The 22983-nt window shown below is 35.9% G+C and carries 11 protein-coding genes; 7 read left to right on the top strand and 4 right to left on the bottom strand.

Features of this window, described 5'->3' with window-relative positions:
- Positions 1–8 precede the first annotated feature (8 nt).
- The 3 genes from BK584_RS17255 to BK584_RS17265 all read left to right on the top strand — a co-directional run bounded on the left by BK584_RS17255 (position 9) and on the right by BK584_RS17265 (position 4930).
- Positions 9–1607 carry an ABC transporter substrate-binding protein gene (locus BK584_RS17255; protein WP_078393723.1) on the top strand — a complete coding sequence of 533 codons (1599 nt, stop codon included), beginning with the start codon at positions 9–11 and terminating at the stop codon, positions 1605–1607.
- A 12-nt stretch (positions 1608–1619) separates the two neighbouring features.
- Entirely contained in the window at positions 1620–3431 is a 1812-nt protein-coding gene (locus tag BK584_RS17260) for a GH32 C-terminal domain-containing protein (protein ID WP_078393724.1), read from the top strand.
- A 71-nt stretch (positions 3432–3502) separates the two neighbouring features.
- Entirely contained in the window at positions 3503–4930 is a 1428-nt protein-coding gene (locus BK584_RS17265; protein WP_078395712.1) for a glycoside hydrolase family 32 protein, read from the top strand.
- A gap of 197 nt (positions 4931–5127) precedes the next feature.
- On the opposite strand, the gene BK584_RS17270 is transcribed toward BK584_RS17265, so the two are convergent.
- The 4 genes from BK584_RS17270 to BK584_RS17285 all read right to left on the bottom strand — a co-directional run bounded on the left by BK584_RS17270 (position 5128) and on the right by BK584_RS17285 (position 9106).
- Positions 5128–6027, bottom strand: a complete 900-nt coding sequence (locus BK584_RS17270) for an RNPP family C-terminal domain-containing protein (protein ID WP_169871343.1) — start codon at positions 6025–6027, stop codon at positions 5128–5130.
- 596 nt (positions 6028–6623) lie between these two features.
- Complete coding sequence (locus BK584_RS17275; RefSeq protein ID WP_078393726.1) at positions 6624–7232, bottom strand: class I SAM-dependent methyltransferase; 609 nt, start codon at positions 7230–7232, stop codon at positions 6624–6626.
- A gap of 157 nt (positions 7233–7389) precedes the next feature.
- Entirely contained in the window at positions 7390–8172 is a 783-nt protein-coding gene (locus tag BK584_RS17280) for an ABC transporter permease (protein ID WP_078393727.1), read from the bottom strand.
- On the bottom strand, positions 8162–9106 hold the full coding sequence (locus tag BK584_RS17285) for an ABC transporter ATP-binding protein (protein WP_078393728.1): 945 nt from the start codon (positions 9104–9106) through the stop codon (positions 8162–8164). Before BK584_RS17285 ends, BK584_RS17280 begins: the two co-directional genes overlap by 11 nt.
- A gap of 439 nt (positions 9107–9545) precedes the next feature.
- Here BK584_RS17285 and BK584_RS17290 point away from each other — a divergent pair, with 439 nt between their 5' ends.
- From BK584_RS17290 to BK584_RS17305, 4 genes are all read left to right on the top strand, one after another.
- Positions 9546–13466 carry a beta-ketoacyl synthase N-terminal-like domain-containing protein gene (locus tag BK584_RS17290; protein WP_139365695.1) on the top strand — a complete coding sequence of 1307 codons (3921 nt, stop codon included), beginning with the start codon at positions 9546–9548 and terminating at the stop codon, positions 13464–13466.
- 4 nt (positions 13467–13470) lie between these two features.
- Positions 13471–16797, top strand: a complete 3327-nt coding sequence (locus tag BK584_RS17295; RefSeq protein WP_078393730.1) for a non-ribosomal peptide synthetase — start codon at positions 13471–13473, stop codon at positions 16795–16797.
- Between the two features lie 13 nt (positions 16798–16810).
- Positions 16811–20176: a non-ribosomal peptide synthetase gene (locus BK584_RS17300; protein ID WP_169871345.1), complete on the top strand. Its 3366-nt coding sequence runs from the start codon at positions 16811–16813 to the stop codon at positions 20174–20176.
- The coding region (locus BK584_RS17305; RefSeq protein WP_218970346.1) for a non-ribosomal peptide synthetase at positions 20173–22983 on the top strand (2811 nt) is incomplete at its 3' end. The genes BK584_RS17300 and BK584_RS17305, both read left to right, overlap by 4 nt.

The raw sequence follows: 22983 nt of genomic DNA on the forward strand, positions 1-22983 counted from the left end.
AAAAGAAAATGAAGAAGATGATTGGGATGACATGTGTTGCAGCTTTGGCATTAGCAGGTTGTGGGGGTTCAGATAGCGCTGATGAAAACGTCAATGCCGACCGAGTTGATTTTAATGAAGATGGCTTACCTCTTGTTGATGATGGAGTGGACGTCTCATTAACGTTCGTCTCACCGAAGTCAACGCTTGCACCTGATTTTGATGAGATGGTCATCTTTCAGCGACTTGAGGAGGAAACGAACGTTTCGATTAATTGGAATAACATTCCTGGTGATGGCTATGTGGAAAGAAAGAATTTGATGCTTGCGAGCAATGACTTACCAGATGCGTTTTACAATGCGGGATTTAGTGACTATGATCTTGTTCGGTACGGACGGGATGGGGCTATTATTCCGCTGGAAGGATTAATTGAAGAACATGCACCGAATCTACAAAAGATATTAGATGAACGACCTGAATTACTTGCTGTCTTAACGGCACCAGATGGGCATATTTATTCTTTGCCCCGTGTAGAGGAGATGGGTCTTGTACCGTATGCCAATTTCACCGCAATTAATCAAACTTGGCTTAATGAAGTTGGGTTGGATCAACCGGATACATTAGACGAATTACGCGATACATTGCGTGCATTCCGCGATCAAGATGTGAACGGAAGTGGTTCAGCAGATGAAGTGTTGAGCTTAACACCTACAGACGGATTCCAAGGGTATTTTGGTGACTTCTTTGCTGCCTTTGGCTTACCGGATAACCCAAATAAGCTTGTTGTGAAAGAGGATGAAGTGATTTTTACCGCGATACAAGATGAATACAAAGAAGCGATTGCTTATTTCCATGAATGGTTTGATGAAGGGTTAATTGACCGGGAAGTATTTACTCATGATACTGGGCAGTTTTTAGCGAAAGGCAAACAAGATCCGAATCCACTCGGTGCGTTTGTATTTTGGGAAATTGAGTCGGTTGTTGGCCTCGATCAGGCAGATGATTATGTGCTCCTTGGACCACTGGAAGGACCAAATGGGCACCGAATGTATGGAAGGTCAAATCATCATGAACACCACCGTAGTGCTTTTGTCATGACATCCGCAAATGAAAACCCAGAACTAACGATGCGCTGGGTTGACCAATTATATGATCCAAAGATGTCGGCTCAAATCAATTGGGGTCCGATTGGTGAAATTTATGAAGAAGACGAGAACGGGATGCTTGTGAATGAAGAGTTGCCAGAAGGAACAACGATGGGTGAGTATCGCGAACGTGTTGCACCAATGGGGCCTTCCGTTGTCCTTGAAGAACATTTTGGCACGGTTGTGGATATGGAACCACGGGCAAAGCAACGATTAGAGGATATTGAAGAGCATTACGCTACTTACATTTGGGATGAAAACTATCCAAATGTATTTATGACGGAAGAAGAGTTGGATCGCTTAAATTATATTGAAACAGACATTATGGACTTGGTAAATCGGAACTTTGCTCGCTGGCTCATGGATGGTGGAATTGAAGAAGAGTGGGACGCCTACGTTGATCAATTGCATGAAAGGGGTCTGGATGAAGTGATGGAGATTAGGCAAGATGCGTTTGACCGTTTTCATGAACAAATTGATTAAGGAGGCTTGTTGATGGTCAAAAGAGCTTGTACCCTTTTCGCTACATTGCTTCTGCTTGGATGTGCGTCATCGTCGGAGGAAGGAGATGCAGAGAATATGGAAAAACAACTGAGTGAAGATACTTCTTATTATACAGAGCGATATCGGCCACAATTTCATTTTTCCACGCCAGTTGGAAATTTAGCTGATCCAAATGGACTTATCTATTACGAAGGTGAGTACCATTTGTTTCATCAAAAAAATGGCACGTGGGCACATGCTGTGAGTGAGGATTTGTTCCACTGGGAACACTTGCCAATTGCACTCGAGCATGATGAACTCGGTCAAGCGCTATCTGGTAGTCTCGTTGTTGATAAAGATGACCATTCAGGTTTATTTAACGGAGAAGAAGGGCTTATCGCCATTTACACTAATACGGAAGGCGGGGAAGCACAATCAATTGCTTATAGTAGCGATAAAGGTCGGACCTGGGAGCGATACGAGAATAACCCGGGCATGAAAGACTTCCGAGATCCAAAGGTTTTCTGGCACGAAGAAACTGCTCAATGGGTGATGGTTGTTTCGACCGATCAATCGGTTACCATTTATCATTCAGATAACTTAATTGATTGGACTTACGCAAGTCGCTTTGGAGATGACGAAGGGTCTCATGCGGCTGTGTGGGAGTGTCCTGATTTATTTCGCTTACCGGTTGATGGAGACAAAAACAATCAGAAGTGGGTTTTACATGTAAGTGTCGGTGATAATGAAGAAACAAATGGCTCGACTGCTCAGTATTTCGTTGGTGAATTTGATGGAACCACATTTAGGAATGACAACGATTCAGAAGAAGTTCTGATAACGGACTTTGGTCAAGATTTCTATGCGGCACAAACCTTTTCAAACACAGAAGACCGCGTTCTTTGGCTCGGATGGATGGCGAACTGGCGCTACCCATACCAGTCACCGACTGATCCATGGATGGGCTCAATGTCGATTCCAAGAGAGCTTGGCTTGTGCACGAATGAGGGAGGCGACATTCGCCTTGTTCAACAACCGATTGAAGAACTAAACAATCTTGTTGCAAAAACAGAAACCTTTCATTCTTTTGAAGTTGCGGATGCCCCTGTCCCACTAGATGTTGCAGGAACAACCTATACCTTTGAAGCAACAGTCTCGTGGGAAGAGTTGACGGAATTTGGATTGCGCCTTCGTCATGGTGATGGTGTTGAGTCATTAATTGGATTTGATGCGGCTTTTAATAAAGTGTTTCTTGATCGAACAAATGCTGGCAAAGAGACGATAATGGATCGCAACGGAGAAGCATTTCCATTTGGGCAACGTTATGAAACGGAATATGAGGCGAACAAAGGCCAAATGAAACTAACTGCGGTCGTTGATGAATCATCAATTGAACTGTTTATTAACGATGGTGAGATCGTGTTCACTTCGCTCATCTACACGGATCCAACAAATGATGGGATTGAATGGTATGCAGAAGGCGGCGTAATCCAAGTAGAGCAAGTTGAATTTAATTATCTTCATAATACGTGGCGAAAACAACCAGAGAGTGGGACGTTTGAGCGTTTGGTTACAAATGTGGAACAAGATCGCCTGCAGGTTGGGGAAACAAGGGAATTAATCGCTACGCACAAACCGGATTATGAAGATGCAAGTGAGGAAACGATTGAATGGGAAAGCTCCGATGAGGAGGTTGTTAGAATCGTCGAAGAAACAGAAGCAGGTGTGATTGTTGAAGCGATAGGTAAAGGCTCTAGCATCATTCGAGCGAAAAATCAGGCGCACGGGCTAGAAAAAGAGATTCGAATTTACACAACGGAGTAGGAGGAATCACTCGATTGGATTATGGAACAAATAAAAAAAGTCATGAAGACAGAGTTGCCCAGGCGACAGAAATGGTCATAAGTAAGAAGAACCCTCAAGCCACGTACCGTTTAGGCTATCACCTGATGGCACCGTCAGGCTGGATCAATGATCCGAACGGTCTGATTTATTTTAACGAGGAGTACCATGTATTTTATCAGCACCACCCTTACGATGAAACATGGGAGCCGATGCACTGGGGTCATGCCGTAAGTGATGATTTAGTACATTGGCGTCATCTATCAGTTGCCTTAGCTCCAGGAGATCTGTTTGATCAGAATGGTTGCTTCTCTGGCAGTGCGGTTGATGATCATGGTGTGTTGACGTTAATTTACACTGGTCATAATGTGGTGAACGCAGAAACGGATGACCTTTATCAAAATCAAAACATTGCCCGCAGTACAGACGGGATTCATTTCGAGAAAGCAAATGTCAATCCAGTGATAAAAAGCCAACCCCACGGGATGCAACGTAATTTCCGTGATCCAAAAGTCTGGAATGAAGAAGGCATCTGGAAAATGGTGGTTGGTTCTACCGAAGAAAACCGAGGACAAGTGCTCCTCTATCAATCAACCAATTTGGAAAACTGGGACTATCAAGGCATTCTTGCCAAACATAATGGTGGAAACGAAGGCTATATGTGGGAATGCCCCGACTTTTTCCTCCTAGGCGATAAACATGTTTTGCTCCTTTCTCCGCAAGGAATCGAGCCAGAAGGAGATCGGTATCAGAACCAACATCAAACAGGCTATTTCGTAGGCGACTACAGAAATGGCGTATTTGAGCGCGGTGCTTTTACAGAGCTTGATTTTGGGCACGACTTCTATGCGGTACAAACCTTTCTCGACGGAAAAGGGCGAAGAATCGCAATCGGTTGGATGGATATGTGGGAATCGCCAATGCCGAGTCAAAAAGAAGGTTGGGCGGACGCGTTAACGTTGCCACGCGAATTACGATTAGCAGACGATGGAAAAATAAGGATGATACCAGTCGACGAACTAAAAGCATTGCGGATGAATAAGGAGAAATTAGGTCAAAAAATTGTGACTGGGGTTGAGAAGGTTGATCTGACAGGGCAGAAAGTGGAACTTGAATTAGCTTTTGATATGGATCAAACGGATGCATCTGTGTTCGGAGTGAAAGTCGCTTGTGCTGAAGATGGCAGCGAAGAAACAGTCCTTACTTTCGATCAATTAGAACAGACTGTTACACTCGACCGCGACTTATCTGGAGAAGGAGTTAGTGGTGCAAGGATAGCATCAATTCGTTTGGCTGATACGCTAAATGTGTGCCTCTTTCTCGACCGTTCCTCTATTGAAGTGTTTATAAATGAAGGAGAAACGGTATTGACGAGCCGGATCTATCCGAAAGAAAGCAGTCAAAGCATCTTTTTCTTTGCTGAAGGCGGAACGGCAAACCTTCTTGGAGACGGTTATCAACTGAAAACGATATTGGAGTAAAGAAAAAAGCAAGCTTTCGGAAGAAAGCTTGCTTTTTGTAGTTTCCACAAAGGAGAACGTGATGATGAGAACGAAGCATTACGTACATAATTCTAAAAGGAGGGATAGGTTTGAAATCATGTCTACAATTTAAAGCGCGGTTAAAAACTCTAAATTTATGTGAGATAAGGTTGTGTTATATCTGTGTTAAGTTACGCCTAAATAGCAGTGAGTTCTTTTATTTTAATCTTAACAAACTTAACAAGGTTGTCGTTCTTTTGTATATTAAAAATTATAAGCGCATCATTCATGTGACTTAATGCTTCCTCTAGTTGACCAAGCATATAGTAATTATAACCAGCTTGATATATTACGTCTCCTAATAAATATAAGCTGTCATTCTCTACACATATATCAATAGCTTCTAAACAATATGACAAAGCTTTATCATAATTTTCTTGAGCTGTATAACATTTTGAGAGGTTGAATAGAATTTTGGGTAAAATCTTATTTTTTCTTTGCGATGAAGTCAATTTTTTTTGTTCATCTATACACTCAAGGAACAATTTTGTCGCTAAATCATAGACTTTTTCATAGTATAGAATTAAACCATAGCTTACTTTTATTTCGATTTTTTGGATATGAGTTTCATCATTCTCTTGATCTACTTCCATTATCAGGGCTGAATTTATTAATTTTTCAGCATAATTAAAGTCGTTATTATAATGATATGCACAAATAGCCTGATGCCAATATAGATACTGTTTTTGAAATGGTGAAATATATTTATTTTTTTCAGCTGATAGTTCATTATCAATTACATATTTAAGAGACAAATAATCTCTTCTAGATTTTAAATTATCAATAACAGGCTTTACTTCCAATTGATTTGTTGAATTCTTGTAATTTGTTTTATCTTGACCATATAAATAAGACATATCTACCTGTAGTCGTTCGCTTAATAGGTATAGAACCTGTGAAGAAGGATTTTCATTTCCAGTTCCTCTTTCTAAATTACTCACTTGTGCTTGAGTACAAATGCCTTTTGCTAAATCTTTTTGGGTAATCCCTCTTAATTTTCTTAGGTGCCTTATTCGTTCGCCTAAAAGGTGTCTCATAAAATCCTCCATTGAGCGTGCATATTCTTATTTCGGAAGTATAGTGTAGTTCATTCTAGAATATCAGATCTCTCTTCCTTATCATTCTATAAATACAACTAATTATAATTATATTATATATAAATATAACAATCAATTATTCCTAAATGCAAAAATCGGATATTCTTAAAAATGAATACGTTATATAACTTAAAAACAAATACACCTAGGTGTATTTGTTTTTAAGTTATATAACGATCTTAGAGCGATGAGTTATGATTTGGTGATTCTGAGTGATGACCGGGTAAATCTGCATATGGTGTTTCTTCTGTTAATATTGTAGTTATAGATATAGGATAGTTTAATAGAATGGTAAAATTAAGAGACAATACAAAAAAAAGTATTATACTTTTCACGGATGACCCTCCCTTCTTAATATAAATATATTGTATCATTATGCATGTATTTTATGAACTATTTTTATGTTTTTTTTTGGTTATAAAGAAGGTTAATTATCATTAAGTTATCAAAAAAATAGTATATAATGTAAAAAATATAATTTAAAAGTTTGGTTTTATGTTCGTTTTTTGAATCCGATAAGCGGTAAAAGGTATCTATTATTTTACGGGTTTTGCCCAGATTAAATTAATAATACCTGACATATGGCGCTCTACTTTTGTTAATTCAATCTCTGACTTTTTGATGATTCTTATAATGTTTCGATTACAGTGACAACCAGACAATTTATGAAAAACTGGGTTTATTAGATATTGAAATGTAGAGATTGCTTTGTTTGTACTCAGACCATGCTCCATTAACAATATGAATCCATCTTTCCGACACCATTTGTTGAAATTATTTAATGTTTCGACAGGGTCACTATAACTACAAAGAGTAAGAGTAGATATTATGCAGTCATATGAATTAGCTTCTAGCGATAAACTTTCTACGTCTTCACATAAAAATATCGCTTTTACTTGAGAGCGGAATGCGGCCTTTTCTGCATACTTAATCATGTTTTCGCTAAAGTCTATTCCTGTAACTTGTACTTTTTCTTTATTGTAGAAAGAAAAATTTACTCCACCTCCAACACCAACCTCAAGAACCTCGCCACTTGCTTTTTTAATTATTTTTTTTCTATAGTTTGCTAACGGTGGGGTATTAACAGGGGTTGTATAATTTTTAGCTAGTTTATTATATTTTTTTATTAAACGTTTATTATTAATACTTTTTCACACCCTTATGGAACTATAATTAGAAATTAATTGATAGCGTTGTAATTTGTTAAAACAAATATGGAGAGTGCTGACACTTTCATTTTTTAGTTTGTGCCAGCGACTCATAAGAAGGTTTTTATAATAATTATTTATGTTTGGTTTATGTTTATTCACTACGCCAATCTAATTTCTTGAAAGCTATGTAAAATCCAATAGCTAACCAAATAATTAACGCGGTTAATAAAAGGTAAAACCTTTGATCGAATTCTCTGTTTAACACATCAGTAAGTGCCATTACTGCTTGACCTGTTGGAAGGACATAAGAAGTTATTTTTAGAACTAAAGGTAGTTCTACTAATGGCACCATAACTGGACTAAGAAAGACTGCAAGAAAAGGTAAGTAAGAGAATATAGCAAAATGAACCATAGTTTTAGCATAGCTTCCTAATGTTGATCCTAATATAGTTAGACAACCTGCAGAAAGCAACGCTATAGGGATTACAGATAAAAGAGTTGACCACGGTATCTCTAGGAGTATGTTTCCCATAATCATGCTACCTAATAAGGCTGGGAATGCAAAAATCATGCTTTCTGTGAAAATTGCGAAAACAAAAGCGCTCTTTTTAACAGATAAACTTCCATAATAATCAAGTTCTCCTTCAATCTTCATTAGTGCAGTTCTTTGGATGGAAAAACTCACACTTCCAAAACTAACTGCCATAATTATGTTCCCAGCAAGTAACCAAGTTGTTTCAGGACCAGTTCCAACATACCTACTGAGTATCCACAAGAATCCCATTGGTATTATAAGACCAATAATAAGTAGAAATGGAGCTGCGGAACGATAGTCAGTAATAAGAAGTCGAAGTAACAAAAAATATTGGTTTATTATTGATAATTTTTCTTTTTCTTCTGTCAATGCAGGTTTCACCAAAATATTATCCTTCAATTCTTTCCCCTCCACTTAATTCAAAATAAATATCTTCCAAGTTGGTAGTAATAATACGGAAATCCTGAAATTGCTCCATGTATGGTAGCAAATAGGAAAAAGTCTTTTCAATTTCATTTTTTGGAACTGTAAGAAAAAAACTACTCTCACCTATTTTGACAGTAGTATTCCATCTTGCTAATATCTTTGCAATATCATTTTCCGTGTTAGGTCGTGCCGTAATTTCAAGTCGAAGAAGTTGTTCAAACTTTTCTTTTAACTCCATCGGTGTACCGGTTGCCAGTACGCGGCCTTTATTTATAATACTTACGCGATCTAAGGTATGCTCTGCTTCAATAACATTGTGAGTAACAAGAATAACCGTTCTTCCTGATTGAGCAGTTGTCTTAATCCTTTTCCAGACGACTCTTCTAATGCTAGGATCTAAATCATTTGTTGGTTCATCAAGAACTACAATAGGTCTGTCGCCAATTAATGTTACAGCTATAGCGACTAGCCTTTTTAATCCTCCAGACAGCTCTTGTAATTTTTTTTCAATATGTTCTGTTAGTTTAAATTCTTCAATGAATTTTTCAGCTTCTTCTTGGGCTCTAATAGTACTAAGCCCCCGAAGTCTCCCTGTAAGCTCTAGTAGTTCTTTAGGTTTAGTTTGAGCTGGAAGCCATATATTTTGGGGTTGAAGAGCTACAAATTGATTTGCGAGATGAGGTTCTTTAATTAAGTCAAAATTATATAATTTAATGTTTCCTTTTGTTGGTTGAACAAAACCGGCAATCTGGCGTACTAGTGTACTTTTGCCAGCACCATTGGCTCCTAGTAAACCGAAAACTTCTCCAGGTTTTATTGATAAAGAAATATTTTCATTCGCATAAGTTGAGGAATTTTTATATTTTTTACTTATATTATCGATTAGAATAATAGGTTCTTTACTCATATTAGCACCTCGTAAAAAAATAGATTTTTCTTAATGTATAAAAGTAATTTTTATCATTATGTTAAATGACTAGGAAGTTAAAGGTATGTTCACTTATTTAATACTTTAATTTAGCGCCGTAAATTTGTTCAATGAATAGTATAAAAGGTAAATTTAATAAAATTAGCTTTCAATGTGCAATAGATAGACTGGTTCACCTCCTGTTTTATAATTATACTAAATATACAAACTAATTATGTTTAAATTAATAATATATGTCAACAAAATTATTTTATTTAAAAAATAAATAAAAATTATATATAAAAATGTTTTTTTTATTGAATAATATCCAGAAAAATGATACTAATGGTATAGTGCTATTAAACATTGTGCTTATATATATTTCCTCATAATTTTCTTAACTGAACTTGTTAACTACCAATTAATAGGGGTGATTGTATTGGGAACAGATTTTGGTGGAAAAGAAAGAATATTAAAAGAGTTTTTGTTTGATAAATTAACTAAGGCCTCTGGTTTAGATCGTCATTCGATTAGCTTAGATCAACCTTTTTCCTATTTTGGTTTGGATTCTTTGAAAGCAGTAGAAATTTCGGCTGATTTGGAAAAAGTTCTTGGTTATAATGTTTCTCCAACACTAGTGTGGGATTACCCGACTATAAATCTTGCTATTGAGCATTTGTTATCTGGAAATCAAAGCAACGATGATTCAACTCATATAACTAAAGAGGATATTTCATCTGAACCTATAGCGATTATTGGTATGGGGTGTAGATTTCCTGGAGCTGAAAATATTGACATTTTTTGGGAAAATCTAAAAAGTGGTAAAGAATCTATCCAACCCGTGCCTTCTGATCGTTGGAATAAAGAAGAGTATTATGATGATGATGTTAATGCATTAGGAAAAATGAATACAAAATGGGGAGGTTTTCTTAAAAATATTGATAAGTTTGATGCTAAATTTTTTGGTATTTCACCCCGTGAAGCTGTAAAAATGGATCCTCAACAGCGTCTCTTATTGGAAGTTGCTTGGCAATCTTTGGAGGATGCTGGGCGAGTACCAAATGACTTATTAGACGAATCTGTTGGGGTCTTTGTTGGCATTTCTAATAATGATTATGCTCATTTATTACGTGATCAATCAAGGGATGGAGATCCATATTTTGGAACGGGTAATTCTTTAAGTATTGCTGCGAATCGAATTTCATATGTATTTGGTTTTAGGGGACCGAGTATTGCAATTGACACTGCGTGTTCATCATCATTAGTTGCAGTATATCAAGCTTGTCAAAGTATATGGAGTGGTGAGTCATCAATTGCTATAGCTGGTGGAGTTAACCTTATATTAACACCTGATGTAACAGTTAATTTATCAAAGGCAGGTATATTATCTTCTGATGGAAAGTGCAAAACGTTTGATGAAAGTGCTAACGGATATGTTCGAGGAGAAGGTGCCGGACTAGTTGTGCTAAAGCCATATTCTAGAGCATTAGAAGATGGAGATCAAATTTATTCCGTTATTCGTGGTGGAGCCATTAATAATAATGGTAAATCAAATGGAATTATTGCTCCTAATGGAGAATCCCAAAGGTTACTGTTGCATAAAGCATATAGAAACGCGGGACTGGAACCAAAAGATGTTCAGTACATTGAAACACATGGTACGGCAACTAAAATAGGTGACCCAATTGAAGTTAATGCATTGGGTGAAGTCATTAAAAAGAATAAAAGGTTCGAAGAAAAGTGTGCTATTGGTTCTGTAAAGACTAATATTGGTCATTTGGAATCGGCAGCAGGTATTGCAAGTTTAATAAAAGTAGCATTAATGATTAAAAATAAGACTTTAACCCCATCATTAAATATTCGAAAATTAAACCCGCTCATCTCTTTTGATAAGTTCCCTATATATGTTCAACAAGAAAAACAGGAGTGGGAAAATGGGGACAAGCCATTAAGAGCAGGTGTAAGCTCATTTGGGTTTGGTGGAACAAATTGTCATATAGTAATGGAAGAATATATTGGGAAAAATACGAACTCATCGATTAATAATTATAACTATCAAGAAACGTATGTATTACCTGTCTCTGGAAAAAGTCCTAACGCTTTAAAGGATATCGTAAAAAAATATTTGGAGTTTATGAACGGAAATGAAAAACATGAAACTCACAATTTATGTTACACGTGTAGTGTTAAAAAGGCTCATTTTAATCATCGAGTTGCTTTTTTAGGGAAAAATAAAAGTGATTTTAAAAAGCAAATGAAAGAATACTTGGAATCAGAATGTCCTAGTTGGATAAATGAGATAACAGAGAAACGAGATTTACAAGTCATTTTAGTTTACAGAGATTTAGATATCATACCAGTTCAAATTATAAAAGATCTATTAAAAAAAGAGAAGGTCTTTAGGAAATGTTGGGAAGATCTTGATAGAGAATTTATAGAACAATTAAAATGGTCAGCGTGGGAAATATTTTCGCTGGAAAAAAAAGTATTTGATGAAAGAAAACCTTATATTCAATTTATTTTTCAAGTGTGTTTAACTGAATTATTGACATATTGGGGTGTATCAACAAAAAGGTTGTTAGGGTACGGATTAGGTGAGTTGGCTGCATCCTATGTTCTCGGAGACCATGATATAAAAAAGGTTATTTGTTCAATAAAAACACGCAATTATGTATATAAAGATAGCGCAATTGATTTAGATAAAACAGAAAACCATTATGTCATTGAATTAGCTTCAAACTCAACTATACTTAATGTGAAGTATAACCAAGTGAATAATGACATCTGCCAATCATTTGGAGATATAAAAAATAACATGATTAAAAGTTTATATGAAAATGGTTTTGATCTAGACTGGAATAATATTTACATTTCTGGTGAAATGGAAAAGTTACCTGGATATCCATTCGAAAGAAATAAATTTTGGCTAGATACTGAACTGAAAGCTTTTGACAAAGGTTTTTTAGACCGATCTAATATCAATGAAACACCCGTTCTAGTAGAACAAACAAATAACATGATAAATTATTATGGGAATTTAGCAGAGAAAAAAAGTGATTTAGGAGAGTTTTTAAGTTTTGCACCGTTTATTGAAAAAGATATTACCTTTTCGTGGCTATTAACATTAACTAAGCCAGAAGATTATCCCGAGAATTTTAAGAAGACCTCTATTGCTCAGGAGAAAATGCGGCAAATTTTATTTAAAAATGTAGATTTTAGTTTTATTGATAAAGTTGCAGAGTTTGGTTGTGGGTATTCAACCGATTTAATTCGTTTAGCATCTAGATATCCTCATTTAAATTTACATGGGTTTAATATTTCTAAAGAGCAACTTAAGATTGGTTACGATAAAATAAAAGCTAATAAGTTAGACAGAAATATAACTTTGTATAATACAGATGTTGTGAGAGATGAATTACCGGATTATTATGATTTAATCTATTGTATTCAGTTAATTCATCATATAAAAAATAAAGAGGTAATATTCAATAATATTAATAAACAGTTAAATGATGGAGGGTTATTAGTTCTTGCAGAGATGATTTCAAATATTAATGAACAAATTAACCATCCGCAGTCATCAGCATATTTTACTCCAAAAGAAGAATGGGCATCAATTCTTGCGGATCAACATTTGAAAATTGTTGAATGCATAGATGTGAGTAAAGAGATTGGGTTATTTCTGGATGATCCTAATTTCTATGATCATTTAGAGAAGCTTTTTAGTGATGATGAAAAAACTGTTATTGATCATTTAGAAGGACCACATTTACTTGGAGAGTTGTTAAGAAGAAAAGCTGTATTATATGGTTTGTTTACAATACAAAAAGTGCCTTATATCGCCATTGACAAAATAAGAGATGACAATCTTGAAAGACTAACACATCCTACTATGTTTGTTAATTATACTGCCCAAGATGCCTTAGTTGAAAAGAGTATTGATGTCTTAGAGGTGTCTGTTAATAGTTTAGATGAATTAGAGAATTATTTGATTAAAATTGTCTCTCGAGTATTAGAGTTTAGAGAAGATGATGTTGTGGATCCTTCTATTAAACTTGATGAACTTGGTTTAGATTCTATAACAGCAATTGACTTGAAAAAGACAATAGAAACAGAATTGAATATTCAGTTGTCAATAGGAGATTTACTAAAAGGACCTTCTATTGAAAATTTGGCTAAGCAATTGTGTGAGGAAATGGAGAACCCTCCGTTAGAAATGGACAAATCATCGGAAAAAAAATTAGAGTTATTGGCTAGAAATACAGATAATATTCAAGATATTTTTGATAATCTAGATGGCCTAGATGATGATGAAATTAATCATCTCCTTGATAAATATCAACATGTAAAGGAGGATTAAATGAATGTCAAAAAATCTAAATAAAAAGGAATTAGCATCAATAGTAGATAAGAAAAAGGAGTTAGCAGAGTTGCTTTTCCGTCAGTCAAGAGGAGCGGATTTGTACTTACCCTTGAGTTTTGGTCAGGAAGCTCTATGGTATATTCATCAACTCGATCCTGATAACTCTGCGTACAATACCCATTTTGTTGCAAAAATAAGTGATGAAATTAATATATCGAAATTGAAAGATTCTTTTCAAGAGATTTTAGAAAGGCATTCTTCCCTTCGTGTTAACTTTTCAGTAAAAGATGGTAGACCTGTGCAAAATATAAACAACAAGTCTAAATTGTCATTTGAGTATCATGCTGCTGCACACATTGATGAGAAAGAACTAAAGAGTAAACTATTGGTCGAATCACAACGACCATTTAATCTAGAATATGACGATCTTATGAGAGTTAATTTATATGAAGTAGCTGATAGTGAATATATATTATTAATTGTTATTCATCATATCGCAATTGATTATTGGTCTTTAGTAATCCTTCTAGATGAACTTGGTTCCATATACCAATCTAAAGTTAATAATGAAGCAAACTTACTCCCGGCACTGTCTTGTACGTATAATGATTTTATATATTCTCAAAACAAAATGGTTGCAAGTACTTATGGTCAGACCTTACTGGAATTCTGGAAAGAACAATTAAAAGGACGAATACCAGTTTTAAATTTATATAAGCGTAAAGACATTACAGAAATCAGACCAAACTATAATAGCACATTATTTAAATTAAACCAAAATACAGCTGAGCAATTGAAAAGTTTTGCAAAAGAAAATAGTACTACTTTGTATATGGTATTACTAGCGACATTTCAGTTACTTCTTAACAAATATACGGGAGAAAATGATATTATAGTTGGCTCTCCTACAGCTGGTCGAAATAAATCAATTTTTGACAATATCGTGGGCTACTTTGTAAACCCTATAGTGCTTAGATCAGACCTTTCACATAATCCTAGCTTTAAAGAATTTATTAAAGAATTACGTCAAACTGTATTGCGAGGCTTAGATAATCAAGATTATCCTTTTCCTTTATTAGTAGAAAAACTACAACCAAACAGGGGAGATCATACACCTATTATCCAGGCTATGTTTGCATTTCAAAAAGCCCCCAGATTAGAGGAACAGAATATTACTTCTTTTATGTTAGGGGATACTAATGCGGAGTTGAAATTAGGCGGATTGACTTTTAAGCCTTATGAATTACCACAACAGGAAGGTCAATTCGAAATTACGTTACACATGGATTCAAGTTTGTCTGGGGCGTTACAATATAATACAGATATATTTGAAGAATCTATGATGAACAAAATGATGAACCATTTTCAAGTATTGCTAGAAGAGGTTGTAAACCATCCAGAATATAAACTATCTGAATTTTCTCTGTTGACCAAAGAAGAGAAAGGGCAACTTCAACAATGGAATCAAACTGAAAGGTCTATACCAGAAGAAATGTGTATACACCAGTTATTTGAAAAACAGGTAGCTAAAAATGCAGACAAGCTAGCGGTGTTATCCGGGCGTGCGAACTTAACCTATGGGGAGTTAAATAAGCGTTCCAATCAAGTCGCTCATTTTCTTCAAGAACAAGGAGTAGGACCTGAAACCCGTGTAGGTATATGCATGAACCGCTCGCTGGAGCTTGTAATTTGTATGATGGGCATTTTAAAGGCTGGCGCAGCGTATGTACCGATTGATCCCTCTGTGCCGAAAGAGCGAAAATCCTACATAGTAGAAAGCAGCGAGGCGGCAATTGTTTTGACGCAAGAGGACTTAAAACAACAATTGCCAGAGAAGCGTGTGAATTGGGATTATATCTATTATGACAGAGATGAGTTTCAACATTATCAAAGCAAGAATGTGAGTTCGAGTGTCCAACAAAAAAATACCGCGTACCTCATCTATACGTCTGGGTCAACAGGAAGGCCAAAAGGGGTTATCGAAGCCCATCGCCCCGTCATCAATGTCATTGATTGGGTAAATAAAACCTATGAAGTAGGCGAGAATGATCGAATGTTATGGATTACATCCATTGGTTTTGATTTATCCGTTTATGATGTATTCGGATTACTTGCCGCAGGAGGGTCGATAAGAATTGCCAGTGAGCAAGACATAGGGAATCCAGAACGATTAATCAGCCTTTTGAATGAAGGGGAAGTAACTTTCTGGGATTCCGCGCCTGCGGCCTTACAACAGTTAGTGCCTTTATTAAAGATGAAAGAGAATGCCGTCGCAAACAGTCATTTAAGGTTGGTCTTTTTAAGTGGAGACTGGATTCCTTTGGAATTGCCAGGCACCATGAAAGAGCTCTTTCCAAGGGTGCAAGTAGTAGGTTTAGGAGGAGCGACAGAGGCTACGATCTGGTCAAATTACTATAACATCAATGACATTCCGGAGGAATGGACGAGCATCCCATATGGAAAGCCAATTCAAAATGCCCGCTATTATATTCTAGACCAACATGGAAACCCGTGTCCGATTGGAATACCAGGGGAATTGCATATAGGTGGCCGATGTCTAGCAGAAGGGTATGTGAGCAGGGAACTAACGGAAGAGAGGTTCATCAGCGATCCATTTGTCCATCAAATAGAGGCAAAGATGTATCGGACGGGAGATTTAGCGCGTTATCAAGAAGACGGAAATATTGAATTTCTAGGCAGATTGGATCACCAAGTGAAGGTACGTGGTTACCGGGTCGAACTAGGTGAAATCGAATCAGTGTTAAATCAACATAAGAATATTCAAGAATCAGTGGTTACTTTATGGAAAGAGGACGAGAAGAGCTGGTTAACGGCGTATGTAGTTATGGTGGATCAGAAAGAAGCAACGCTAAAGGAAGTTAACGAAATGTTAAGGGCACAACTGCCAGAATATATGATACCTACATCCATCCTCCCTTTAGAGGAAATACCAATCACAGCCAATGGGAAAGTGGATAGAAACGCACTGCCTAAAATAGAGGACCATTGGGGAATAGAAAAAGAGTATTTGGCTCCTAGAAACGAAGTAGAGGGTGCATTGGTAACTATATGGAGCGAAATACTAGGCATAGATACTATTGGTGTAAAAGAAAATTTCTTTGAAATAGGTGGACATTCTTTACTATTAACAGAAGTTCATTCAAGAGTAGTTGAGTATTTTGATATTGATTTACCTTTACAGAAAACTTTTAATAATTTGAGTGTAGAAAGTTTAGGAAATGTTATTACAGGAGAAATTATGAAAGAAATAGAAAAGATGGATGAACAAGAGGTCTTAAGCGCTTTAAAAGAATATGAAGATGAGTAATGGGGTGAAAAGTGTGGAGAAGAATCGCTTTTCAGGTGAACTTTCAAAGTCTAAGAATGATTTGTTAGAGAAAAGATTAAAAGGGAATTCTAATCAGCATTCTAATAAGAAACTTATAAATAAAAGAAATCTACAAGAGCCAATACCTTTGTCATTCTCGCAAGAAAGCATTTGGTTTGTCAACCAAATAAGTACAAAAAAATATGTTTATAATGTGCCTGGTGCTATTGAGTTAAAAGGGATTTTAGAAATTAATGCATTAAGGCAGAGTATAAATACTATTATCTGGCGACATGAGGCTTTAAGAACTGTTATTCAAGGAAACGAACAAATAGTCATTCCAGAGTTAGTTCTAGATATTGAAGTTACAGACCTTACAAATTTAAAGGATCCTATTCAAAGACAAATGGTAGATTCTAAATTAAAGGAGGAATCAAAACGTGAATTTGATTTGGAAAAAGGCCCATTAATTTGGGCACATCTAATTAAACTGGATGATGATAAGCATATTTTGTTACTTGTCATTCATCACTTAGTTTTTGATGGATGGTCGATGGAGCTATTCCTTAAAGAACTAGTATTTTGTTACATTCATTATTCTAGAGGCCAAAAACCTAGTTTGCCGAAATTAGATATTCAGTATGGGGATTTTGTGGTTTGGCAAAGACGAAAATTTTTAAATAATAACTATTTGGAAGAATTGTTGCATTACTGGGGAGAACATTTAAAGGGTGCGCCAACAAGTATCAATTTACCGTACAAAACTCCCCGACCTTCTATTCAGGCATACGAAGGCAAAACTCTCCATTCAAATATTGGAAGCTCGATAAAAAATCGATTAGAAAACATTTGTCAGGAGCAAGGTGTAACTATGTATATGGTTTTATTAGCTGCACTCAAGATTTTACTATATAAATATAGTGGTCAAGAAAAATTAGTTGTAGGGACGCCAGTTGCAAATCGTCATTGTAGAGAACTAACCCCACTAATCGGCCTAATTATGAACACTTTACCCATCTTTTCCAAAGTAAAAGGTGATGTGAATTTTTTTGATTTATTAGATGAATTAAAACAAATAACTTTAAATGCATATTCCCATCAAGATTTGCCCTTTGAGAAATTGGTGGAAAAAATGAATTTAACTCGTGATATGAGTTCTCACCCTTTATTTCAAGTTATGTTTGTTTTTCAAGAATCATCAGTCATTGAAATACCTAACTTATCTTTAAATATCAAAGAATTAGATAATGGAACCTCGAAATTTGATTTATCAGTAAGAATAGCACAAACAAACGATCATTTAAATATATATTGGGAATACAATACAAGTTCATTTGAAGTGAATATCATGGAGAAAATGTTAACGCATTTTGAGAGATTATTAGAAGAGCTATCAAAACGACCAGATAGGAAAATCTCCGATATTTCTTTTTTTTCTAAAGAGGAAGAATTTAAAATATTAGAGACGTGGAATGATACGTACACTCCTCTTCCGGAGAACGCTTTTATTCACCAACTATTTGAAGAAACTACAAAGTTAAACAAAAATCAAACAGCAGTGATAGTTGAAGAACAAGAAGTTACTTATGAAGAACTAAACAAAAGGGCGAATAAACTCGCGAGATATTTAGTGAAAACAGGCGTTAAACCAAATCGTTTAGTAGGGGTTATTATGGAACGGTCTCTCGATATGGTTATCTCATTGTTAGCTATATTGAAAGCGGGGGGGGCGTATGTTCCAATTGATCCAACATCACCAAATGAACGCATCAGAACAATCGTAGATGATGCAAATTTATCTATTATTCTTAGTCAATCTCATATTGATACTTCTTTTATTACAATCCCTAAGGTTTTAGTTGATGTAAATAATTCTCTTTGGGAATTTGAAAGTGAACATAATTTAATGACCAAGTTAATGCCAGACGATCTTATCTATGTTATATATACATCCGGTACAACAGGTACGCCAAAAGGAGTTATGAATACTCAAAGAGGAATTGCTAATCGAATTATCTGGATGCAAAACGAATATAAATTAAGTAAAGATGACAGGGTTTTACAAAAAACACCTTATACTTTCGATGTTTCTTTTTGGGAATTTTTCTGGCCACTTATTTCAGGTGCCACTATGGTAGTTGCGTGTCCAGAAGGGCATAAAGACCCTAAATACATTTCGAAGCTAATTAAGGCCAAAAAAATAACAACAATACATTTTGTTCCTTCTATGTTACGAATATTTATGAATTTTGGCGGTTTAAATTCATGTTGCGCATTGAAAAGAGTTTTTTGTAGTGGAGAAGCCTTAACGGTTAAGGATGTTAGTCTTTTTTATGAGAAATCTACTGCTACTTTATATAATTTATATGGACCAACAGAGGCAGGAATTGACGTTACAAGCTGGAAGTGCGAACGGATTGAAAAAGTTTCAATTATGGATGGGAGAGTACCCATCGGAAAACCCTTAGCGAATACCCAAATCTATATATTGGATAAATATTTAAAACCCGTGGCTGTAGGTGTTAAGGGAGAGTTGTATATTGGAGGAGCCCAAATTGCAAGAGGGTATTATAACCAGAGCAGCTTGACGGATTTAAACTTCATACCAAATCCATTTAAGCCAAAAAGTAAATTATATAAAACAGGGGACTTGGCTCGCTATAAACCTGATGGGAATATTGACTACTTAGGAAGAATTGACGACCAAATTAAAATAAGGGGTCAGCGTGTTGAGTTGGGAGAGATTGAAGCAGCTATCAGTACCTTTGATGATGTGAAACAAGTAGCTGTGACAGTGCATAAACAAAAGGAGACTGATTTACGTATTGCAGCATTTCTTACGACGGAAAGTGATACTAATATTAATGAGAACTTACTTAAAACTTATTTGAAAAATTATATGCCCGAATATATGGTGCCCACTAAATTTGTATATTTAGAAAAAATGCCGTTAACAGTGAGTGGAAAAGTAAATAAAAGGGAGTTGCCTAAACCTGATTTTTCACTGAATGGTAACATAAATGATTATAAAAAGCCTGTTACACCGGTGGAATTAATTTTAGCTGATATTTGGGAAGATGTGCTTAGCGTTAATAAGGTTGGAGTGAGTGATAACTTTTTTGAAATAGGGGGGCACTCTTTGTTAGCAACACAGGTAGTTTCTCGAATAGAGAAAATTTTCCGTGTGGATTATCCGTTAACAAATTTCTTTCAAAATCCAACAATTGAAGGTACTAATTGTATATTATTCGCAAACCCAATAGAAAAAGAAAAAATAGAGAAAATTTCAGATATTATGATGAGAGTAAATGAATTAACTGAGGATCAAGCACAATCAATGTTGGATAAAAAAATTGAAACAAAGGAGGAGAGAAGTTGAGTAACTCTAAGGGGAAATTATCGTCCGCAAAGCTTTTGTTATTAGATAAATTACTTGATGAGGAAGGACTTTTAGAGAATGACACTAAAATTAAACCAAGAGAATCAGTCGAGTTTGCTCCTCTGTCCTTTGCACAAGAAAGGTTCTGGTTTGTCCAACAGTTAGAACCAAATCTACCTATTTTTAATATGCCTGCTTCTGTACGTTTATATGGGGATCTGAATATAAATTGGTTGGAAAATAGCATAAATCATATTATTGAAAATCATGAATCATTAAGAACAGTGTTCAGAAGTGTTAATGGTGAAATCATTCAAAATGTGCTTGGAAATCAGTATTTGAAATTAAAAGTAGTTGATTTAAGAAAGTTATCTTCTGTGGAACAGCGTACTAAACTCAAGAATTATGAAGAGGTAATTTCTTGTAAAATGTTTGATTTGGAGAAGGGTCCCCTTATTCAACTTCAATTAATATGCTTGGAAGATAATGAACATGTTTTATTGATATGTTTACATCATATGGTTTTTGATGGTTGGTCATTAGGTATATTTCTTAAAGATCTTACTCAAGCATATGAATTTTATGTAAACGGAGGCATGGCTAAAAAAAAAATACGTTCCTATACAAGAAATACTATCCAATACGGAGATTATGCAAATTGGCAGCGTAATTTGCTTAAAGGGGAAAAGCTCCATTCACTTATCGCATATTGGAAGAATCATCTGATTGAAGCGCCATCTTCAATTGAAATTCCCAATAGTAAAAAAAGGAAATATGTACAAACATTTGAGGGTAAGACAAGTCACTTTCAATTGTCAAAAGAACTTCTTAGCAAGTTAAAGGACTTAAGTAAAAAAGAAGATGTTACTTTATACATGCTTTTATTATCGGTACTAAAATTACTACTGTATCGGTATACAGAGCAGAAAAAAATTGTCATAGGGACACCAATTGCTAATAGAAAAAAGTATGAATTAGAACCAATAATCGGTTTATTGATGAATACACTTGTTCTGTATACAGATTTTACTGATGAAACTAACTTTTTTGAATTATTATCAAAAGTAAAGAAAGTTACTTTAGAGGCTTATGAACATCAAGATATACCGTTCGAAAAGCTAGTAGAAAATCTTGAATCGGTCAGAGACTTAAGTCGCCACCCCTTATTTCAGATAATGTTTGTATTGCAAAATTCCCCTACACCTTTGAATGAACTGTCGAATTTAAATATGTCTGTACGAGAACTGGATCCTGGAATATCTAAATTTGATTTAACTGTCAGAGCTACTGAATTGGAGGATCACTTATCGGTGGCTTGGGAATATAATGTAGATATATTTGAAGAATCTATGATGAACAAAATGATGAACCATTTTCAAGTATTGCTAGAAGAGGTTGTAAACCATCCAGAATATAAACTATCTGAATTTTCTCTGTTGACCAAAGAAGAGAAAGGGCAACTTCAACAATGGAATCAAACTGAAAGGTCTATACCAGAAGAAATGTGTATACACCAGTTATTTGAAAAACAGGTAGCTAAAAATGCAGACAAGCTAGCGGTGTTATCCGGGCGTGCGAACTTAACCTATGGGGAGTTAAATAAGCGTTCCAATCAAGTCGCTCATTTTCTTCAAGAACAAGGAGTAGGACCTGAAACCCGTGTAGGTATATGCATGAACCGCTCGCTGGAGCTTGTAATTTGTATGATGGGCATTTTAAAGGCTGGCGCAGCGTATGTACCGATTGATCCCTCTGTGCCGAAAGAGCGAAAATCCTACATAGTAGAAAGCAGCGAGGCGGCAATTGTTTTGACGCAAGAGGACTTAAAACAACAATTGCCAGAGAAGCGTGTGAATTGGGATTATATCTATTATGACAGAGATGAGTTTCAACATTATCAAAGCAAGAATGTGAGTTCGAGTGTCCAACAAAAAAATACCGCGTACCTCATCTATACGTCTGGGTCAACAGGAAGGCCAAAAGGGGTTATCGAAGCCCATCGCCCCGTCATCAATGTCATTGATTGGGTAAATAAAACCTATGAAGTAGGCGAGAATGATCGAATGTTATGGATTACATCCATTGGTTTTGATTTATCCGTTTATGATGTATTCGGATTACTTGCCGCAGGAGGGTCGATAAGAATTGCCAGTGAGCAAGACATAGGGAATCCAGAACGATTAATCAGCCTTTTGAATGAAGGGGAAGTAACTTTCTGGGATTCCGCGCCTGCGGCCTTACAACAGTTAGTGCCTTTATTAAAGATGAAAGAGAATGCCGTCGCAAACAGTCATTTAAGGTTGGTCTTTTTAAGTGGAGACTGGATTCCTTTGGAATTGCCAGGCACCATGAAAGAGCTCTTTCCAAGGGTGCAAGTAGTAGGTTTAGGAGGAGCGACAGAGGCTACGATCTGGTCAAATTACTATAACATCAATGACATTCCGGAGGAATGGACGAGCATCCCATATGGAAAGCCAATTCAAAATGCCCGCTATTATATTCTAGACCAACATGGAAACCCGTGTCCGATTGGAATACCAGGGGAATTGCATATAGGTGGCCGATGTCTAGCAGAAGGGTATGTGAGCAGGGAACTAACGGAAGAGAGGTTCATCAGCGATCCATTTGTCCATCAAATAGAGGCAAAGATGTATCGGACGGGAGATTTAGCGCGTTATCAAGAAGACGGAAATATTGAATTTCTAGGCAGATTGGATCACCAAGTGAAGGTACGTGGTTACCGGGTCGAACTAGGTGAAATCGAATCAGTGTTAAATCAACATAAGAATATTCAAGAATCAGTGGTT

The organism is Shouchella patagoniensis (genome assembly GCF_002019705.1).
Taxonomy (GTDB): domain Bacteria; phylum Bacillota; class Bacilli; order Bacillales; family Bacillaceae_D; genus Shouchella; species Shouchella patagoniensis.

Coding starts and splice junctions, on each gene's coding strand:
- BK584_RS17295 (WP_078393730.1), top strand. CDS start 13,471: ATGTCAAAAAATCTAAATAAAAAGGAATTAGCATCAATAGTAGATAAG.
- BK584_RS17260 (WP_078393724.1), top strand. CDS start 1,620: ATGGTCAAAAGAGCTTGTACCCTTTTCGCTACATTGCTTCTGCTTGGA.
- BK584_RS17285 (WP_078393728.1), bottom strand. CDS start 9,106: ATGAGTAAAGAACCTATTATTCTAATCGATAATATAAGTAAAAAATAT.
- BK584_RS17255 (WP_078393723.1), top strand. CDS start 9: ATGAAGAAGATGATTGGGATGACATGTGTTGCAGCTTTGGCATTAGCA.
- BK584_RS17265 (WP_078395712.1), top strand. CDS start 3,503: ATGGTCATAAGTAAGAAGAACCCTCAAGCCACGTACCGTTTAGGCTAT.
- BK584_RS17270 (WP_169871343.1), bottom strand. CDS start 6,027: ATGAGACACCTTTTAGGCGAACGAATAAGGCACCTAAGAAAATTAAGA.